This window comes from Bradyrhizobium sp. SZCCHNS30572, from assembly GCF_032484415.1.
Classification (GTDB): Bacteria; Pseudomonadota; Alphaproteobacteria; order Rhizobiales; family Xanthobacteraceae; genus Bradyrhizobium.
The window spans coordinates 242,553-259,322 of the sequence record NZ_JAUESY010000006.1; the positions used below are offsets into that span (position 1 = coordinate 242,553).

The window sequence follows — 16,770 nt, forward strand, 5'->3', positions numbered from 1 at the left end:
CCGGAACGAGCTGTTTCAGTTCGCGGTCGAGGGCATGCGGCGGCGTGCGCTGAGATCGAGACCCCCGCTCGGGGCGCCGTCGACTGGCGCGGCGGTCTCAGGCGGCACGATCAGGGCAACGAAGCCCTGGCTGGCGCCTTCCAGGCCGAACAGCTTGGTCCGGAGCGTGAAATCGGCCCGCACCGAACGCCGCGCCTGCGCCGCCGCGGCTTGCATGCCGGAGATGCAGGAGATGTCGGTGTCGTAGCACAGCGCCGCCCAGCCCTGCGCAGTCAGCGCTTCGGACGGAGGTTGCAGCTCATGCGGGTGCACCAGCGCCATTTCATAGTGCGGATGGTCGGGACTGTAGAACGCTGCGGCAAAGGCGAGGCCGTCATCGCCGCCGACGGCGGGAAGGACGCCGTTCGATGCCGTCTGCCACAGGCGGTCCAGCTCGGTCACGGCCGGCTCATAGAAGTTGCGACCCTCGTTCAACGGAACGTAGTTCCGGTACACTGCATGGAAGGGCGCTACGACGGTGGCCGCGAATGCGGCGATTGCGATCGTCGCAGCGGCGAGATTGATCGTGATGTCGCGGGGGGCGTGATAGCTCGCGCCACACACGATCACGATGACGAACAGGAAGATGCCCTGCAGGCCCCACAGCGGCGGCATGTCGGTGCCGAACACGATCGAGACCAGTGCGGGGAACACCACGGTCCCGATGCTGATCATCGCCAGCAGCCGGAGTCCGGAGTCGAGGCTGAGCGCATCGTTCAGCACGCGGGTGGGGCGAGGCCGCGTCATGGCGAGCCATATGAGGCCGGGGATACCGGCGATGCCGGCCATCGCCAACAGGAAGCCGCTGCCCTCGACCAGGGCGGCCGCGGCGGTCTTGCCGACGTGATGCTCGATTGCATGCGAGAACGGCTGGGCGCCGGTCGTGGCCAGCCAATAGATATGGGGCGCCAGCGCGACCAGGCCGGACAGCGCCGCGATCCACGGCGCGGGCGAGGTGAAATAGGCCCGACGCTCGCCGTGGCACAACGCTGCGACCGCAAAGCTCGCGATCAGGAAGACCGAGTAGTACTTGCCGAGCATCGCGAGCGCCCCGGTCAGGCCGACCGCGATGGCCCAGCCGACGTGACGTGTCTCGAACGAGCGCAGGAAACACCAGGTCGCCAGCGGCCAGCTCGACAGCAGCACGGCGTTGGCGTTGAAGCGCTGCGCATGCAGTTGATAGACCGGCAGCAGCATGAGCAACAGCAGCACGACCAGCCGCTTGTCACCGCGCGCGAAACGCCGGGTGATGAGGTCGACGGCGAAGAGGCCGACGGCTGCGTTGGTCAGCGCCAGCAGGTTGAACGACCAGTTGGTCAGCGGAAACACGGTGGTCCAGGCCCACGCCGCCCAGCCCATCAGCGGCGGATGCTTGGTCGAACCCCAGTCGAAGCTGCGTCCAAGCGACCAGGTCTCGATCACGTCCTGGTGGAGATCGCCCCCGAGATAGGCGATCGAGAAATACACCATCCAGACCGCGACGAACCCGACGATCAAGGCCGGAACGGCCCAGCCGTCCTCCACGGCGTCGATCCAGACCGCGAGAGCTCTGCGCCAACGGCCAACAGAACCACTGGCCTCGATGGCGATTGCCGGCAACGCAAGACTCATGACGTCACTTCCAACCACGCTTGCCTGGCGCGCAAAGCTCCACCCCGCGCGCCGCCGCGCGCGAGCAAATGGAACTCTCCGCTGCCGGATTGAACCCTGTTAGAATTGTTAAAAAGAGTTCATGTCGCAAATTGTGAGGCGTGGTGGCCCAATTGCGATCATGTTTGGCCGATGCTGATACCAAACGATGCACGGCGGGCGGTTCCCGCCATGGACCGGACCCGCAATCGACAAATTTGCGGTGAGCGACGCTGCGCGCTCGGCCAATTAGTCGTTGCGTGCGATCGTGTTCAGCTTGGTCAGGTCATGCAGAAGGATGCGGCCGCGTTGCAGATCCAGGATCTTGTCCTTGCGCCAGGCCTGCAACTGGCGGTTCACGCTTTCACGCGCCGCGCCAACGAAGACGCCAAGCTGTTCCTGCGAGATATGAACCTCGGAGCCGAAATCCTCCGCCAGGGCGCACAGCCGGCGTGCCAGCCGGACCGGCAGCGGCTGCAGCACCGATTCCTCCATTCGCTCGCTCTGCCAGCGGATGCGCTGGCACAGCAGCTGAATGATCCTGATCGCCACCTTGGGCTCGCGTTCCAGGAAGCTGAGGAAATCCTCGCGGCGAAGCACGAACAGTTCGGTCGCTTCACCGGCGGTGGCGTCGGCCGTGCGCTCCTGCCCGTCGAGCACGGCGACCTCGCCGAACAGATCGCCGGGCCCCATGAAGTTGAGCGTCAGCCGGCTGCCGTCGGTGGCACCGGTCTCGATGCGAATCTGGCCGCGCCGCACCCCAAACAGGGCATTGCCGGGGTCGCCCTTCTGGAACAGCACCTCGCCCGACGACAGATGCTGGGTGTGGCAGAGGCTCGAGATTCGCTGCAGCTCGTCCGCGCCGAGGTCGGCGAACATCGGGTTCATCTTCAGAATGACCGCAAATTCGGCCTGCTTGCTCATCACTATACCTTCGGCAACGGTTCAAAGCCTCAGTTACAGAAACCCCCCGGGCGGAAGTGTGTCATAAGTCACATAATGACGCACGGGCTTCCGACTATTTTGGTCGCTCTGGGAGCGGTCTTCGTTCCGAGAAAATTTCGGATTGAACCGGGTCGGCATTGCCGCACGCTAACCCGTGGAGACCGCTCGCGCCTCGCGCTTGGGACATCGACATGAAGGCATTGAAGATCGCAGGCGGTTTGATTGGCGCCGTCATCGTCGTGCTCGCTCTAGCGCTGGCTTTTGGACTTCCGGCGAGCTTCCTCACGGTCGCGATCCAGGACCGCGTCGAGCGTGACACCGGCTATCGCCTGAGCATCGCCGGCTCGGCGAGCGTCAGCCTGTGGCCGTCGCTGCATGCGACCCTGACGGACATCACCCTGCAGGATCCAAAGGAGCGGGACGGCAACAATCGGCTGACGATCGGCAAGCTGCAGGCCGACATGGCGCTGTCGAGCCTGTGGTCCGGCCGGCCCGACATCGGCGAGATCATCATCGACAAGCCCACACTTTATCTGCCGCTGCTGCGCGAACGGCTGCGGGACAATGCGCCGCGCAGCCGTGCCTCGGCGAAGTCGGAAGCGGCGCCTGCGGTCCGGATCGAACGGGTCACCGTCAGGGACGGCGCCGTCGTCCTCTCCAACCCGCGCGACCGCGTCGAGAATCGGCTCGAGGGCATCGGCGCGACGGCGTCTCTGTCCGATGGCAAGGTCAAGATCACGGGTACGGCCCGGGCCGGCGACCGTCCGGTGACCTTCGACCTCACAGCGGCCGCGCCCGCGCTGCCTATTGAGCGCCAGACGCTGCCGGTCGATTTCAAAATCGACATGGCTTCTGCATTCCGCGGGAGTCTTTCCGGCCGCGCCGACGTTCGGCTGAATGGCCCGGTGGTGATGATCAACGGCCTCAGCGGCACGCTTGGCGACGGCGATTTCAACGGCTGGGCCTCGGTCGATCTCGCGAGCAAGCCGCTGGTGAAGGTCGATCTCGACGTTCGCCGGCTCGACTTGGGAGCGCCTGCCGCGCAGGGCTCTGCCGGCGCGTCGGGATGGAGCACGGCGGCAATCGACTTGCGGGGTCTGAACTACGTCGACGCGCGCGTGAAGCTGTCGGCGACGGATGTCGTTCTCTCCGGGACTCGCCTCGGGCCGCTCGATCTCGAAGCCTCGCTGGCCGGCGGCCTGCTGAAGGCGACCGTCGCCAATCTCGGCGCCTATGAGGGGCAGGCCAGTGGCGAGGTCGTGATCGACGCCTCCACGGGCAATCCGGCCTATGCGATGCACTGTGATCTCGTCGGCATCCGGGCGCTGCCGCTGCTCTCGAGCGTCGCCGGATTCGACAAGCTCGATGCGCGGATGCAGGGCAAGCTGGCCTTGCGCTCCAGCGGCGCCAGCCAGCAGGCTCTCATGAGCAACCTGAGCGGCTCGGCGTTCCTGCTGTTCCAGGACGGCGCGATCCGCGGCATCAACGTTGCGCAGATGATCCGCTCACTGACGTCGAATCCGCTGTCGGGATGGCAGGATTCGAAGGAACTGACGACCGATCTCACGCAGCTCTCGGCCTCGTTTCAGGTCGAGCGGGGACAGGCCGCCACCAGTGACCTCAACCTGGTCGGACCGCTGGTCAAGGTCGCCGGTACGGGGACGATCGATCTGGGGAATCGGGCGCTGGCGATGCGGGTCGAGCCGAAGCTCGTGATGACGACCGAGGGGCAGGGCCGCACCTCGGAGCCGATAGGCCTCGGGATTCCCGTCGTCATCGACGGCCCCTGGAGTCAGCCGCGCTTTTACCCCGACATGGCCGGCATCCTCGACAATCCGGATGCTGCCTACGCCAGGCTCAAGCAGATGGGCCAGGGCCTGTTCGGCAAGGACGGGATCGGGCTGAACAATTTGATCAACGACATCGGCGGCCTCATCGGAAATTCTGCGCCCACCGGTGCTGCTGGTCCGAACGGCGCGCCGTCAACGGCAGCCCCGAATGCGCAGGCCCCGGCGGCCGGCCAATCCGACCTGCTCGGCGGCGATCTCGGATCGGCGATCGGCAATCTGATTCAGCAAGGACTGCAGGCCGCGCAGCCGCCAGCCAAGAGCCGCGGCCGTACGCTGGTTGCGCCTCAGGACGGTGCTGTTTCTCGGCCTCCGGGCGACGACGGCCGGGGCGCGGCGGAGGCAGCTCCCGCCGAGCCCTTGCAGGAGGGTGTGCAGGACAGCCAGCCGATGAACGACGTTCTGAAGCGCATCTTCAATAGGTAATATATAGCCGCGATCGACCGAGCCTGCGGAGAATCTCCTCGAGCGGTGCATGCGATTCAGGGCCAGCCGAGCAATAACGAGTTGGCGCGGGGCGCCGGCATGGTCGCCGCTGTGCATGCCATTCTGTGCTAAACGGGTGCCGGCGACGGACCGTCTCGCACCCGAGCGGTCCCGCCTCCAAAGTGTTGCTGCCGCGAGGACGGCAGCGGACGCGCTTGTCCGGGGCTGACCTCGGCGATGATGCGCGTGAGGGGTCCGGATGAACGAGGTCGAGAACAGAGGCTGGTCGTTGCGGCAGGGCCTGTTCGCCAAATACGTCGTGTCGCTGGTCGGGCTCGTCGTGTTCGTCCTGGCCGTGAATGGCGCGACCGAAACCTGGATCAGCTATCAGTCCACCAAGGCGAGCCTGACCGCCGCCATGGCCGAAAAGGCCAACGCCAGCGCCCGGCGGATCGATCAGGCGCTCTCGGATCTGCAGCGACAGATCAGCTGGGTGACGCGGGCGAGCGCCAATACGCTGGAGCTCCGCCGCGCCGACTATGTACAACTGCTGAGTCAGGCGCCGGCTGTGCGGCAGCTGTATCAGCTCGACGGCCAGGGCCGGGAACAGCTCCGCGTGTCGCGCACCTCGATCTCGTTTGCCTCGGGCAACGACTTGTCACGCGATCTGCGCTTCACCGACACCGTCACGCACGGAAGCAATTTCTCCGCCGTGACCTTCAAGGGCGCGCAGCCGATGATGTCGATCTCGGTCGCGCATTCCGGCTTCAATGCCGGTGTGACTGTGGCCGACATCGACCTCGACTTTCTCGAAGACTCCATGACCGAGGCGCAGATCGGCAAGGTCGGCACCGCCTACGTGGTCGATCCGCGGGGCCAGGTGTTGGCGAGCTCGGCGAGGGGACCGGCGGTCGGTCAGGACCTCTCCAAGCTGCCGCAGGTCGCGGCGGTGCTCACGCCGGATGGCGAGCCGCTGGCCTCCGGCACCGACGGCGAGGGGCACGCGGTGCTCTCGGCGGCCGCGACGCTGCCCAAGCTCGGCTGGGCCGTGTTCTTCGAGCAGTCCACGGCTCACGCGCTGGCGCCGATCCGCGATCAGCTGTTGCGCGGGGCGCTGTTGATCGCGCTCGGCCTTGCGGTTGCGATCCTCGCGGGCTCGGTGCTGGCGCGACGCATGCTCGTCCCGATCACCGCGTTGCGCGCCGGCGCGCGCAAGCTCGGCGCCGGCGATTTCGCCCAGCGCATCGAGGTGAGGACGCATGACGAACTGGAGGAGCTCGCCGATCAGTTCAACAGCATGGCCGGCCAGCTCGCGCAGTCCTATGCCGTGCTGGAAGCCAAGGTCGAGGAACGCACGCGCGATCTGGCCCAGTCGATCAATGAGCTGAGGGTGCTCGAGGAGGTTGGCCGCGCGGTGGCCTCCTCGCTCGATCTCAATGCGGTGCTGCCGACGGTGGCGGCCCGGGCGCTGGAGATCACCAAGACCGACGCCGTGCTGATCTATTCCTATGAGGCCGCCGAACGCCGCTTCAGGCTGGTGGAGGCCAAGGGCGTCGACCGGGACGGCCCGCACAATGTGCTGGACGAGCGGACGAGCCTGCTCTCCGACTCCGTGCGCAGCGGCGAGCCGATCGCGATCGCCGAGCTGGAAAACGCGCCCGATCACCCGCTGCGCGACGTCGCGGTTGCCGCCGGCTTTCACGCCGTGCTGTTCACGCCGCTGGTCGATCAGCAGGGCGTGCTCGGCGCGCTCGTGGTGCTCCGCCGGTCGGCCGGTACGTTCCCGCCGAACCTGATCGGACTGATGCGAACGTTCGCCAACCAGGCCGTGCTGGCGATGCGCAACGCGCGACTGTTCACCGAGGTCGATCAGAAGGGCCGCGAGCTGGCGCTGACCCACGCGACGGTGCAGCAGCAGGCCGAAAAGCTCACCGAGCAGACCGAGCAGCTGCGCGAATGGAACAAGTCGCTCGAGGAGCGCGTCGAGAAGCAACTGGCGGAGATCGAGCGGATCAGGCGGCTGGAGCGCTTCCTGGCGCCGCAGGTGGCGCAGATCATCGCGTCGTCGGACGGCCATGATGCGCTGCTGGAAAGCCACCGCCGCGAGGTCACGGTGGTGTTCTGCGATCTGCGCGGCTTCACAGCGTTTACCGAGACGACCGAGCCCGAAGAGGCGATGAACGTGCTCCGTGAATATCACGCCGCGCTGGGCAAGCTCATCTTCAAATATGAGGGCACGCTCGATCGCTATGCCGGCGACGGCGTGATGATCCTGTTCAATGCGCCAATCCCGTTCGAGGACCACACGACGCGCGCGGTGAAGATGGCGCTCGAAATGCGCGACGAGATCGGCCAATTGACGGAGCGCTGGAAAAATCGCGGCCACAGCCTGGGGTTCGGCGTCGGCATCGCACTGGGATATGCGACGCTCGGCCAGGTCGGCTTCGAGCACCGGCTCGAATACGCCGCGATCGGCAGCGTCACCAATCTCGCCTCGCGGCTGTGCGACGAGGCCAAGGCAGGCCAAGTGATCGTGTCGCGCCGGGTGTTCGGCGTCGTCGAACAGTCGGTCGATGCCAGGCCGATCGACGACCTTCATCTCAAGGGCTTCAATCACCCGGTGCTGGCGATGGAGATCCTGCGCTGGCGGGGGGAGGGCGCCGACGTGGTCGAAGTCGAGGAGCGGCGGCGATCGTCGGCGACTAACAAGTAGGGCGGGCAAAGGCGCGTGGCGCCTTGCTCGTCGTCGACGGCAGTGTCGCGCCCCCCGTGCCCATCGCTGTCGTTTGACGAAGGATGGTGGGCACGGGTCGCCTTCGGCGCTTTACCCACCCGACGAAGCTCGGCTCAATAGGCCTGCTTCGCATCGGCCTCCTCGCTGGTCTGGATCAGATCGAGGCTTGCCTCGATCTTGCCGATCAGGCGGTCGAACGTCTTGCGCTCGTCGGCGGACAGGCATGCCATGATTTCGCGCTCGCGCTGCTGCAAACGCGGGATCAGCTCCTCGTACAGCGTCTTGCCCTTACGTGTCAGGCGCAGACGGAACTCGCGGCGATCCTCGGCGTTCTCGACGCGCTCGATCAGCCGCCGCTCCAGCAACGACGTCACGGCCCGGCTGATGGTCGATTTGTGCGTGCGGGTGCACGCTGCGACATATTGCGCGCTGCAGGCCTCGCGGCGGAAGCCGAGCGTCGCCAGCACGCGCCATTCCGGAATGTCGAGCCCGTAGCGCTCCCGATATTCGACGGCGAGCGCCGCGCTCACCTCGGCGGCCAGACGGTTGAGCCGAAATGGCGCGAACTTGAACAGGTCGAGCCGCTCGTCGTCCTGCGGCACTGCCGCATTTCGGTCATCCTCGACCGGCTTCGCCTGCCGCCTGGACGCCGCGGTAGATGGCTTCGCCAAGATCGCGCTCCGATTTTTGAGTTGACGCGGCCGAAGCCGTCGGCTTTAGAATAGTTGCAGGTGAGACTATCTGGCAAGACGGCAAGACGGCCAGATGCCTCGCCCGAGGAAATGTCGGTCGCTTCGAAAGTCGTCGCTTCGAAAGTCCAAGAAAACCACAAGGCGAGCAAGCCATGGTGCAGGCCAATCCGGGGCAGGGCGCGAGCCAGGCGAAGGTTCAGTTCGGCTATCATCGGCACGAAGACCAGGATCAGGCCACGCCGGCCGCGCATCCGGTCGTCGTCGTGGGGGCGGGTCCCGTCGGGCTGTCGTTTGCCATCGATCTTGCGCAGCGCGGCCATGCGGTCGTGGTGCTCGATGATGCCGACCGGATCGGCGAGGGCTCGCGCGCGATCTGCTTCTCCAAGCGCTCGCTGGAATATTGGGATCGCCTCGGCGTTGGCGACCGGATGGTCGACAAGGGCGTGGTGTGGAACGTCGGCCGCATCTTTCACGGTCCGTCCGAGCTCTATCAGTTCAACCTGCTGCCGGAGCCCGGGCACAAGCGGCCGGCCTTCATCAACCTGCAGCAGTTCTATGCCGAGGCCTATCTGGTCGATCGCGTCAACGCGCTGCCGGAGATCTCGCTGCGCTGGCGCAACAAGGTCACCGCGCTCGAACAGCGCAACGATCATGTCGTGCTGACGATCGAGACGCCGGACGGCCCCTATCGGCTGTCGGCGCAATATGTGATCGCCTGCGACGGCGCGCGCTCGTCGCTGCGCCAGATGGTCGGCGCGGGTTTTTCCGGCAAGGTGTTCGAGGATCAGTTCCTGATCGCCGACGTCAGGATGACGGCCGAATTCCCCACCGAGCGCTGGTTCTGGTTCGATCCGCCGTTCCATGCCGGGCGCTCGGCGCTGTTGCATCGGCAGCCGGACAATGTCTGGCGCATCGACCTGCAGCTCAGCCGCTATGCCGATCCCAACGTCGAGAAGCAGCCGGAGAATGTGCGGCCCCGGATCGCGCGCATGCTCGGCCATGATCAGTTCGAATTCGAATGGATCTCGCTCTACAAATTCCAGTGCCGGCGCATGGAGCGCTTCATTCATGGTCGCGTCGTCTTCGCTGGCGATTCCGCCCATCAGGTCTCGCCGTTCGGCGCGCGCGGTGCCAATTCGGGGCTGGAGGATGCCGAGAATCTGGCCTGGAAGCTCGATCGCGTGCTGCGCGGAACCTCGCCCGCGACGCTGCTCGAAACCTACCATCTGGAGCGAAGCGCGGCCGCCGACGAAAACATTCGCGAATCCACGCGGGCGACGGATTTCATGGCGCCGAATTCGCACCAGGAAGCGCGGCTGCGCAAGGTGGTGCTCGCGCTCGCCAGGGACACCGAATTCGGCAAGCGCATGGTCAATGGCGGCCGGCTGTCGGTTCCCTCGGTCTACCAGACGCCGTTGTCGACCGAAGACGACGAGGCCTGGCACGGTGGCCCTCGTCCGGGAACATCGATGCCGGATGCGCCCCTCGAGACGGCAGACGGACGGCACCTTCACCTTACCGATGCATTCAATGCTCAGGGCCGGCGTTTCACCCTGCTGTCTTTTGCCAATGGTGAGGCGATCGATGTACCCGACGATGTCGGTGTCGTCAGCATCGGCGGTCCGAATGGACTTGCCGATGGCGAGGGTTTCGCGGGCAAGCGTTACGGGGCCGAACCCGGCACCTCCTATCTGCTGCGTCCGGATGGCTATGTCGCGGCGCGCTTCCGGCACCCGAGCCGCGCCGCGATCGCGGCGGCGGTCGCACGCGCCTCCGGCCTGAACTGAGGAAGCCGCAACGATGACGCTCTCGACCGCTTCCAATTTCGCCAAGCCCGACGATGCCTTCCGCGCCATTGTCGAAGCGCATCGCGGCCTCTCGGACCTCGAAAGCGCCGATCTCGATGCGGCGTTGGTCCTGATCCTCGCCAATCACATCGGTGACATCGGTGTGCTGGGCGAGGCGATCGCGCTGGCGAAACGCAGCATGGCGGATGCCGGCCAACAGCAACAACAGCAGCAGCAATAGGCTGCTGCACACACAAGGAATGAAGTGATGGCGAAGGGTTTCGCATCGACCACGGATCTCGCCGAGAAGAAGGTCACCTTCTCGGAGATCGGCCCGGATCTCTATGCTTTCACGGCGGAGGGCGATCCGAACTCTGCGGTGATCGTCGGCGACGACGGCTGCATCGTGTTCGACGCGCAGGCGACGCCGGCGATGGCGAACAAGGTGATCGAGCGGGTCAGGACCGTGACCGACAAGCCGATCAAATATGTCGTGCTGTCGCACTATCACGCCGTGCGCGTGCTCGGCGCCTCGGCCTATCATGCGCAGGGCATCGTCGCCTCGCAGGAGACGCGCCGGCTGATCGTCGAGCGCGGCCAGCAGGATTGGGACTCCGAATACGGCCGCTTCCCGCGCCTGTTCCAGGACGCCGAGAGCATTCCCGGCCTGACCTGGCCGACGCTGACCTTCGAGGGCGAGATGACGATCCATCTCGGCAAGCGCGAGGTGCAGCTGATCCAACTCGGCGCCGGCCACACCTCCGGCGACATCGTCGCCTGGGTGCCGGACGCCGAGGTGATGTTCTCCGGCGACCTGATCGAATATCACTCGGCCTGCTATTGCGGCGACGCCTATTTGCGCGAATGGCCGTCGACCTTGAACGAGATCCGCGACTTCAATCCCAAGGCGATCGCGCCCGGTCGCGGCGATGCGCTGAAGGGCGAGGCCACCGTGCGCGAGGCGATCGCCATGACGCGCGACTTCGTCACGTCGCTGTATGGCGCGGCCGAGATGTCGGTCGCGAAGGGACGCAGCCTGAAGGAGTCGATGGCGGCGACGCGCGAGGTGATGGATCCGAAATTCTCGAGCTTCGCCATCTACGAGCACTGCCTGCCGTTCAACGTGTCGCGCGCCTATGACGAGGCCAGCGGCATCGACGATCCCGTGATCTGGACCGCCGAGCGCGACCGCGAGATGTGGGCCCGCTTGCAAGGAGAAGGATGATGAACGTCAACACATCGCCTGACCAGCTCAACCGCGCCACCGGGCAGGTGACGCCGGGCTACATGTCCGGCTTCGGCAATTCGTTCGAGACCGAGGCGCTGCCCGGCGCGCTGCCGATCGGGCGCAACTCGCCGCAGCGCTGCGCCTACGGGCTCTATGCCGAGCAACTCTCGGGTTCGCCGTTCACCGCGCCGCGCGGGTCCAACGAGCGCTCCTGGCTGTATCGCATCCGTCCGTCGGTGAAGCATTCCGGCCGCTTCGCCAAGGTCGATGCCGGGCTGTGGCGCACCGCGCCCTGCCACGAGCAGGAGATCACGGTGCAGCAACTGCGCTGGGATCCGACACCATTGCCATCGGGCGATGTGACGTTCCTGCAGGGCGTGCAGACCATGACGACGGCCGGCGACGCCGCGACGCAGGCCGGCATGGCCGCGCATGTCTACGTCATCACCAAGTCGATGGTCGACCAGCATTTCTACAATGCCGACGGCGAGCTGATGTTCGTCCTGCAGCAGGGGCGCCTCAAGCTCGTCACCGAGTTCGGCCGCATCGATGCGGAGCCCGGCGAGATCGTCGTGATCCCGCGCGGCGTCAAGTTCCGAGTCGAGATCCCGGCGGGGCCGGCGCGCGGCTATCTCTGCGAGAACTATGGCGGCGCCTTCACGCTGCCGGAGCGCGGACCGATCGGCGCCAACTGCCTCGCCAATGCCCGCGACTTCCTGACGCCGGTCGCCTCCTACGAGGACAAGGACACCCCGACCGAGCTCTACGTCAAGTGGGGCGGCGCGCTGTTCAAGACCGAGCTCGAACATTCTCCGATCGACGTCGTCGCCTGGCACGGCAACTACGCGCCCTACAAATACGACCTGCGCACCTTCTCGCCGGTCGGCGCCATCGGCTTCGACCATCCCGATCCGTCCATCTTCACCGTGCTGACCTCGCCGTCGGAGACGGCCGGCACCGCCAACATCGACTTCGTGATCTTCCCCGAGCGCTGGATGGTGGCCGACAACACCTTCCGTCCGCCGTGGTATCACATGAACATCATGTCGGAGTTCATGGGGCTGATCTACGGCGTCTACGACGCCAAGCCGCAGGGCTTTGTGCCGGGTGGCATGAGCCTGCACAACTGCATGCTGCCGCACGGGCCGGATCGCGAGGCGTTCGATCACGCCAGCAATGGCGAGTTGAAGCCGGTCAAGCTCACAGGCACCATGGCCTTCATGTTCGAGACGCGCTTTCCCCAGCGCATCACGAAGCATGCGGCGGAGTCCGGCACCTTGCAGCCGGACTATGCCGATTGCTGGAACGGGCTCGAAAAGCGCTTCGATCCGAACCGGCCGTAGCCACGACCTCCGCCGTCATTCCGGGGCGCCGCGCAGCGGCGAGCCCGGAATCCATAACCACGATCGGCCGTGGGGATGCAAAGCTCGGCCACAACCACTGTGCCCCACACATCTGCCCGTTGCTATGGATTCCGGGCTCGCGCTGCGCGCGCCCCGGAATGACGAGCGGAGACATGGTCCGAACTCAGGAAGACAGCTGTGCCCCACCCCAACGATCCCTCGCTCCGCTCCTTCATCCCGGTCGATCCGGCCTCGGACTTCCCGATCCAGAACCTGCCCTACGGCGTGTTCTCCGCCGCCGACTCGCCGAAGCCGCGCGTCGGCGTGGCGATCGGCGACGTCGTCCTCGACCTCGCGGTGCTCGAGGACGAAGGCCTGCTCGATCTGGCGCCGGCCTATGAGGTGTTCGCGCAATCCTCGCTGAATGCCTTCATGGCGCTCGGCCCCGCCGTGTGGTCGAAGACGCGGGCTGCGATCAGCGCCCTCTTGCGCCAGGACAATCCGCGGCTGCGCGACGACAAGCCGTTGCGTAGCCGGGCGCTGCTGCCGCGCTCCGACGTTACGCTGCATCTGCCGTTCCATGTCGCCGGCTACACGGATTTCTATTCGTCGAAGGAGCACGCCACCAATGTCGGCGTCATGTTCCGCGGCAAGGACAATGCGCTGCAGCCGAACTGGCTGCACATGCCGATCGGCTATAACGGCCGCGCGTCGACCGTGGTCGTGTCGGGCACCCGAGTGCGTCGGCCGCGCGGACAGCTGAAGCCGCCGGGCGCTGACGTGCCGAGCTTCGGGCCATGCAAGCGGCTCGATTTCGAGCTGGAGATGGGCGTCGTCATCGGCCAGTCCTCGCCGCTCGGCGAGATGCTGACCGAGGCGCAGGCGGAGGCGATGATCTTCGGCTTCGTGCTGCTCAACGACTGGAGCGCGCGCGACATCCAGCAATGGGAATATGTGCCCCTCGGCCCGTTCCAGGCCAAGGCGTTTGCGACGTCGATCAGCCCGTGGGTGGTGACGCGGGAGGCGCTGGAGCCGTTCCGCGTGTCGGGGCCAACGCAGGATCCGACGCCGCTGCCCTACCTGCGGCAGAAGGAGGCGCAGAACTACGATCTCTCCCTCGACGTGGCCTTGCGCGCCTCCGGCAGCAACGCCGCGCAGACCATCGCGCAGACCAATTTCAAGTACATGTACTGGTCGAGCGTGCAGCAGCTGATGCACCATGCCTCGTCCGGCTGCGCCATGAGTGTCGGCGATCTCCTGGGGAGCGGCACCATCTCCGGTCCGGAAAAGCACCAGCGCGGCAGCCTGCTGGAGATCAGTTGGAACGGCACCGAGCCGGTCGAGCTCGCGGGTGGAATCAAGCGCACATTCCTGGAGGATGGCGATTCGTTGGTGATGCGCGGCTGGTGTCAGGGCGAGGGCTATCGCGTCGGCTTCGGCGAGGTGGAAGGGACGATCGTCGTAGCCGAATAGCCGCCATACCCTCCGCAGTCATTCCGGGGCGGCCCGCAGGGCCGAGCCCGGAATCCATAATCACGATCGAGAGTGTGGATGGAGGGCATAGCCACGAATAGCTCGAGCTACACGTTCGCTTGTGAGTATGGATTCCGCGCTCGCGCTACGCGCGCCCCGGAATGACGGGGGGAAGGGCCTAGCGCTCCACCGGCGGCACGTCCTTCACGCCAGCGACGAAGGCAGTTACATCCTCGGCCGAATATTTCAGATGCACGCGCTTGTCCGACGGCACTTGTTTCACCGCGCAGACGCCCGGCCGCCATTCGTGTTCGGGGCGGATCGGCCGCGGCGCGAAGCCGCCACCGCAATTCGGGCAGACGTTGAATAGCTTCGTCTCGACGCAGTTGGCGCAGAAGGTGCATTCATAGGAGCAGATGCGCGCGTCCTGCGCCTGTGGCGGCAGGTCCTTGTCGCAGTACTCGCAGTTGGGACGAAGCTGCAGGGCCATGGTCGTCTCGCCGGGTGATTGAAACAGGTGAGTGTCGCAGAGGTGCCAGCGATGTTGAATGGCGGATTTCCCTCGATTTGCGCCAGGCCGGATCAGCTCGATGGCAGCAACGCCAGCGGCAGCCTGGTGCTCTCCTTGAGACGGTCGAGTACGATCGACGAGCGGACATGCGCCACGCTCTGGTGCGGCATCAGCACGTTGTTGACGATGTCGGACAGGCTCTTGAGATCGCGCAGCACGACCTTGAGCAAATAGTCGGAATCGCCGGTCAGCGCGTAGGCCTCCTGGATGTCGTCGACGCGGTTGACCAGCGCGCGAAACTTCTGCGCATTGTCGGGCGAATGCGTCGCCAGGGTGATCTGGATGAAGGCAATCAGCTCGAAGCCGAGCGCCTGGCTGGCGAGCTGCGCGCGATACCCCGCGATCACGCCGTCCTGCTCCAGCCGCATCCGGCGCCGCGAGCACTGCGAGGCCGACAGGCCGGCGATGTCGGCCAGCTCCTGGTTTGTGAGCCGGCCGTCGTCCTGCAGCGCGGCCAGGATACGGAGATCGAAGCTGTCGACCGAAATCATGCGCCATTTCCTCTGGTCGTGCATGGATCGTGCATATCCAGGCGAAAATGACAATGGTTTGCATGCCCTGTGCGCGGAATTCGGGAGATGATCGGCACATCAAGCTGAAGGAGCTTCCCCCGATGGGTCCATTTCCGCACGATGCGCCTCCTGCCACCATCTCCGCCGACAACCCGATGGGCACGGACGGCTTCGAGTTCGTCGAATATGCGCACCCCGAAGCAAGCGAGCTGCACGCGCTGTTCAAGCTGATGGGCTTCGCCGCGGTCGCGCGCCACAAGACCAAGGCGATCACGCTGTACCGCCAGGGTGACATCAACTACCTCGTCAACGAGGAGCCGGGCAGCCACGGCCACGACTTCGTCGCCGCGCACGGGCCGTGTGCACCGTCGATGGCGTTCCGCGTGGTCGACGCCAACAAGGCTTACGACCGCGCGATCGCGCTCGGTGCCGAGCCGGCCGACCTGCCTGCATCGCAGAAGACCTTGGACGTTCCTGTCATCAAGGGCATCGGCGGCAGCCTGCTGTATCTGGTCGATCGCTACGGCGCCAAGGGCTCGGCCTATGATCTCGAATTCGAGTGGACCGGCGCGCGCGACCCGCGCCCCGTAGGCTCCGGCCTGTACTACATCGATCACCTGACCCACAACGTGCGCCGCGGCCGAATGGATGTCTGGGCCGGCTTCTACGAGAAACTGTTCAACTTCCGCCAGATCCGCTTCTTCGACATCGAGGGCCGCGCCTCCGGCCTGTTCTCGCGCGCGCTGACCAGCCCCGACGGCAAGATTCGGATTCCGATCAACGAGGATGCCGGCGATTCCGGGCAGATCGAGGAGTATCTCAAGATCTATTGCGGTGAAGGCATCCAGCACATTGCTTGCGGCGCCCGCGACATCTACGCCACCGTCGAGGGCCTGCGCGCATCAGGCCTGCCGTTCATGCCGTCGCCGCCCGACACCTATTTCGAGCGCATCGAGTCTCGCCTGCCCAAACATGGCGAGGACCTCACCCGCCTGCAGAGAAACGGCATCCTGATCGATGGCGAGGGAGTCGTCGCTGGCGGTCACACCAAGGTGTTGCTGCAGATCTTCTCGGCCAATGCGATCGGGCCGATCTTCTTCGAGTTCATCCAGCGCAAGGGCGACGACGGTTTTGGCGAAGGCAACTTCAAGGCGCTGTTCGAGTCGATCGAGGAAGACCAGATCCGCCGCGGCGTGCTGAAGGTGGAGGCGGCGGAGTAGGCGAAGGAAGCAGGCCGTCATTGCGGGAAGCGGAGCGACGAGCAATCCAGACTTCCGTCTGTCCCTGGAATGCTTGGCTTCGCTGGCAATGACGGCGTGATTGGAGGCAGTTTGCCGCCAAACTCTCAACTGTCGTCCCGGGCCAGCCCGACGGCGCGTAAGCGGCGTTGGGCACCGACTCGGGACCCATACCGCAGGGTGCGTCGATGAGGCACGGCGACAGATAATCGTCGTTTCAGGACGGCCGGTGGTTATGGGTCCCCGCGTTCGCGGGGACGACACTGAGATTGAGGCGACGGCGTAGCCAACTCGTTGACATCGGAA

General features: G+C 65.6%; 13 protein-coding genes. 8 read left to right on the forward strand and 5 right to left on the reverse strand.

Annotation, left to right across the window (positions count from 1 at the left end):
* Positions 1 to 15 precede the first annotated feature (15 nt).
* Both QX048_RS18220 and QX048_RS18225 read right to left on the reverse strand, forming a co-directional pair.
* Positions 16 to 1,650, reverse strand: a complete 1,635-nt coding sequence (locus tag QX048_RS18220) for a glycosyltransferase family 39 protein (RefSeq protein WP_316200581.1) — start codon at positions 1,648 to 1,650, stop codon at positions 16 to 18.
* A gap of 267 nt (positions 1,651 to 1,917) precedes the next feature.
* Positions 1,918 to 2,592, reverse strand: a complete 675-nt coding sequence (locus QX048_RS18225) for a Crp/Fnr family transcriptional regulator (RefSeq protein ID WP_315717001.1) — start codon at positions 2,590 to 2,592, stop codon at positions 1,918 to 1,920.
* Between the two features lie 212 nt (positions 2,593 to 2,804).
* Between QX048_RS18225 and QX048_RS18230 the strand changes: the two genes are divergently transcribed.
* Both QX048_RS18230 and QX048_RS18235 read left to right on the forward strand, forming a co-directional pair.
* The gene (locus QX048_RS18230) at positions 2,805 to 4,886 is read left to right on the forward strand and encodes an AsmA family protein (RefSeq protein ID WP_315828368.1); all 2,082 of its coding nucleotides are present in this window, start codon (positions 2,805 to 2,807) and stop codon (positions 4,884 to 4,886) included.
* A gap of 259 nt (positions 4,887 to 5,145) precedes the next feature.
* Complete coding sequence (locus QX048_RS18235; protein ID WP_315828367.1) at positions 5,146 to 7,599, forward strand: adenylate/guanylate cyclase domain-containing protein; 2,454 nt, start codon at positions 5,146 to 5,148, stop codon at positions 7,597 to 7,599.
* Positions 7,600 to 7,733: 134 nt separating this feature from the next.
* On the opposite strand, the gene QX048_RS18240 is transcribed toward QX048_RS18235, so the two are convergent.
* Entirely contained in the window at positions 7,734 to 8,291 is a 558-nt protein-coding gene (locus QX048_RS18240) for a MarR family transcriptional regulator (protein WP_315750760.1), read from the reverse strand.
* Between the two features lie 173 nt (positions 8,292 to 8,464).
* Here QX048_RS18240 and QX048_RS18245 point away from each other — a divergent pair, with 173 nt between their 5' ends.
* From QX048_RS18245 to fahA, 5 genes are all read left to right on the forward strand, one after another.
* The gene (locus QX048_RS18245) at positions 8,465 to 10,099 is read left to right on the forward strand and encodes an FAD-dependent oxidoreductase (protein ID WP_316200582.1); all 1,635 of its coding nucleotides are present in this window, start codon (positions 8,465 to 8,467) and stop codon (positions 10,097 to 10,099) included.
* Positions 10,100 to 10,112: 13 nt separating this feature from the next.
* Entirely contained in the window at positions 10,113 to 10,340 is a 228-nt protein-coding gene (locus QX048_RS18250; RefSeq protein WP_315750764.1) for a DUF2783 domain-containing protein, read from the forward strand.
* A gap of 27 nt (positions 10,341 to 10,367) precedes the next feature.
* Entirely contained in the window at positions 10,368 to 11,324 is a 957-nt protein-coding gene (locus QX048_RS18255; protein WP_316187908.1) for an MBL fold metallo-hydrolase, read from the forward strand.
* Positions 11,324 to 12,670, forward strand: coding sequence for a homogentisate 1,2-dioxygenase (hmgA, locus tag QX048_RS18260; RefSeq protein WP_315750768.1), 1,347 nt, complete (start codon positions 11,324 to 11,326; stop codon positions 12,668 to 12,670). The genes QX048_RS18255 and hmgA overlap by 1 nt, the downstream gene beginning before the upstream one ends.
* A gap of 198 nt (positions 12,671 to 12,868) precedes the next feature.
* Entirely contained in the window at positions 12,869 to 14,143 is a 1,275-nt protein-coding gene (fahA, locus tag QX048_RS18265; protein ID WP_315717010.1) for a fumarylacetoacetase, read from the forward strand.
* A gap of 178 nt (positions 14,144 to 14,321) precedes the next feature.
* On the opposite strand, the gene QX048_RS18270 is transcribed toward fahA, so the two are convergent.
* Positions 14,322 to 14,633: a DUF1272 domain-containing protein gene (locus QX048_RS18270; RefSeq protein ID WP_315717011.1), complete on the reverse strand. Its 312-nt coding sequence runs from the start codon at positions 14,631 to 14,633 to the stop codon at positions 14,322 to 14,324.
* 92 nt (positions 14,634 to 14,725) lie between these two features.
* Complete coding sequence (locus QX048_RS18275) at positions 14,726 to 15,205, reverse strand: Lrp/AsnC family transcriptional regulator (RefSeq protein WP_315717012.1); 480 nt, start codon at positions 15,203 to 15,205, stop codon at positions 14,726 to 14,728.
* 122 nt (positions 15,206 to 15,327) lie between these two features.
* Here QX048_RS18275 and hppD point away from each other — a divergent pair, with 122 nt between their 5' ends.
* Positions 15,328 to 16,446, forward strand: coding sequence for a 4-hydroxyphenylpyruvate dioxygenase (gene hppD, locus QX048_RS18280; protein WP_316200583.1), 1,119 nt, complete (start codon positions 15,328 to 15,330; stop codon positions 16,444 to 16,446).
* The last annotated feature ends 324 nt before the right edge of the window (positions 16,447 to 16,770 follow it).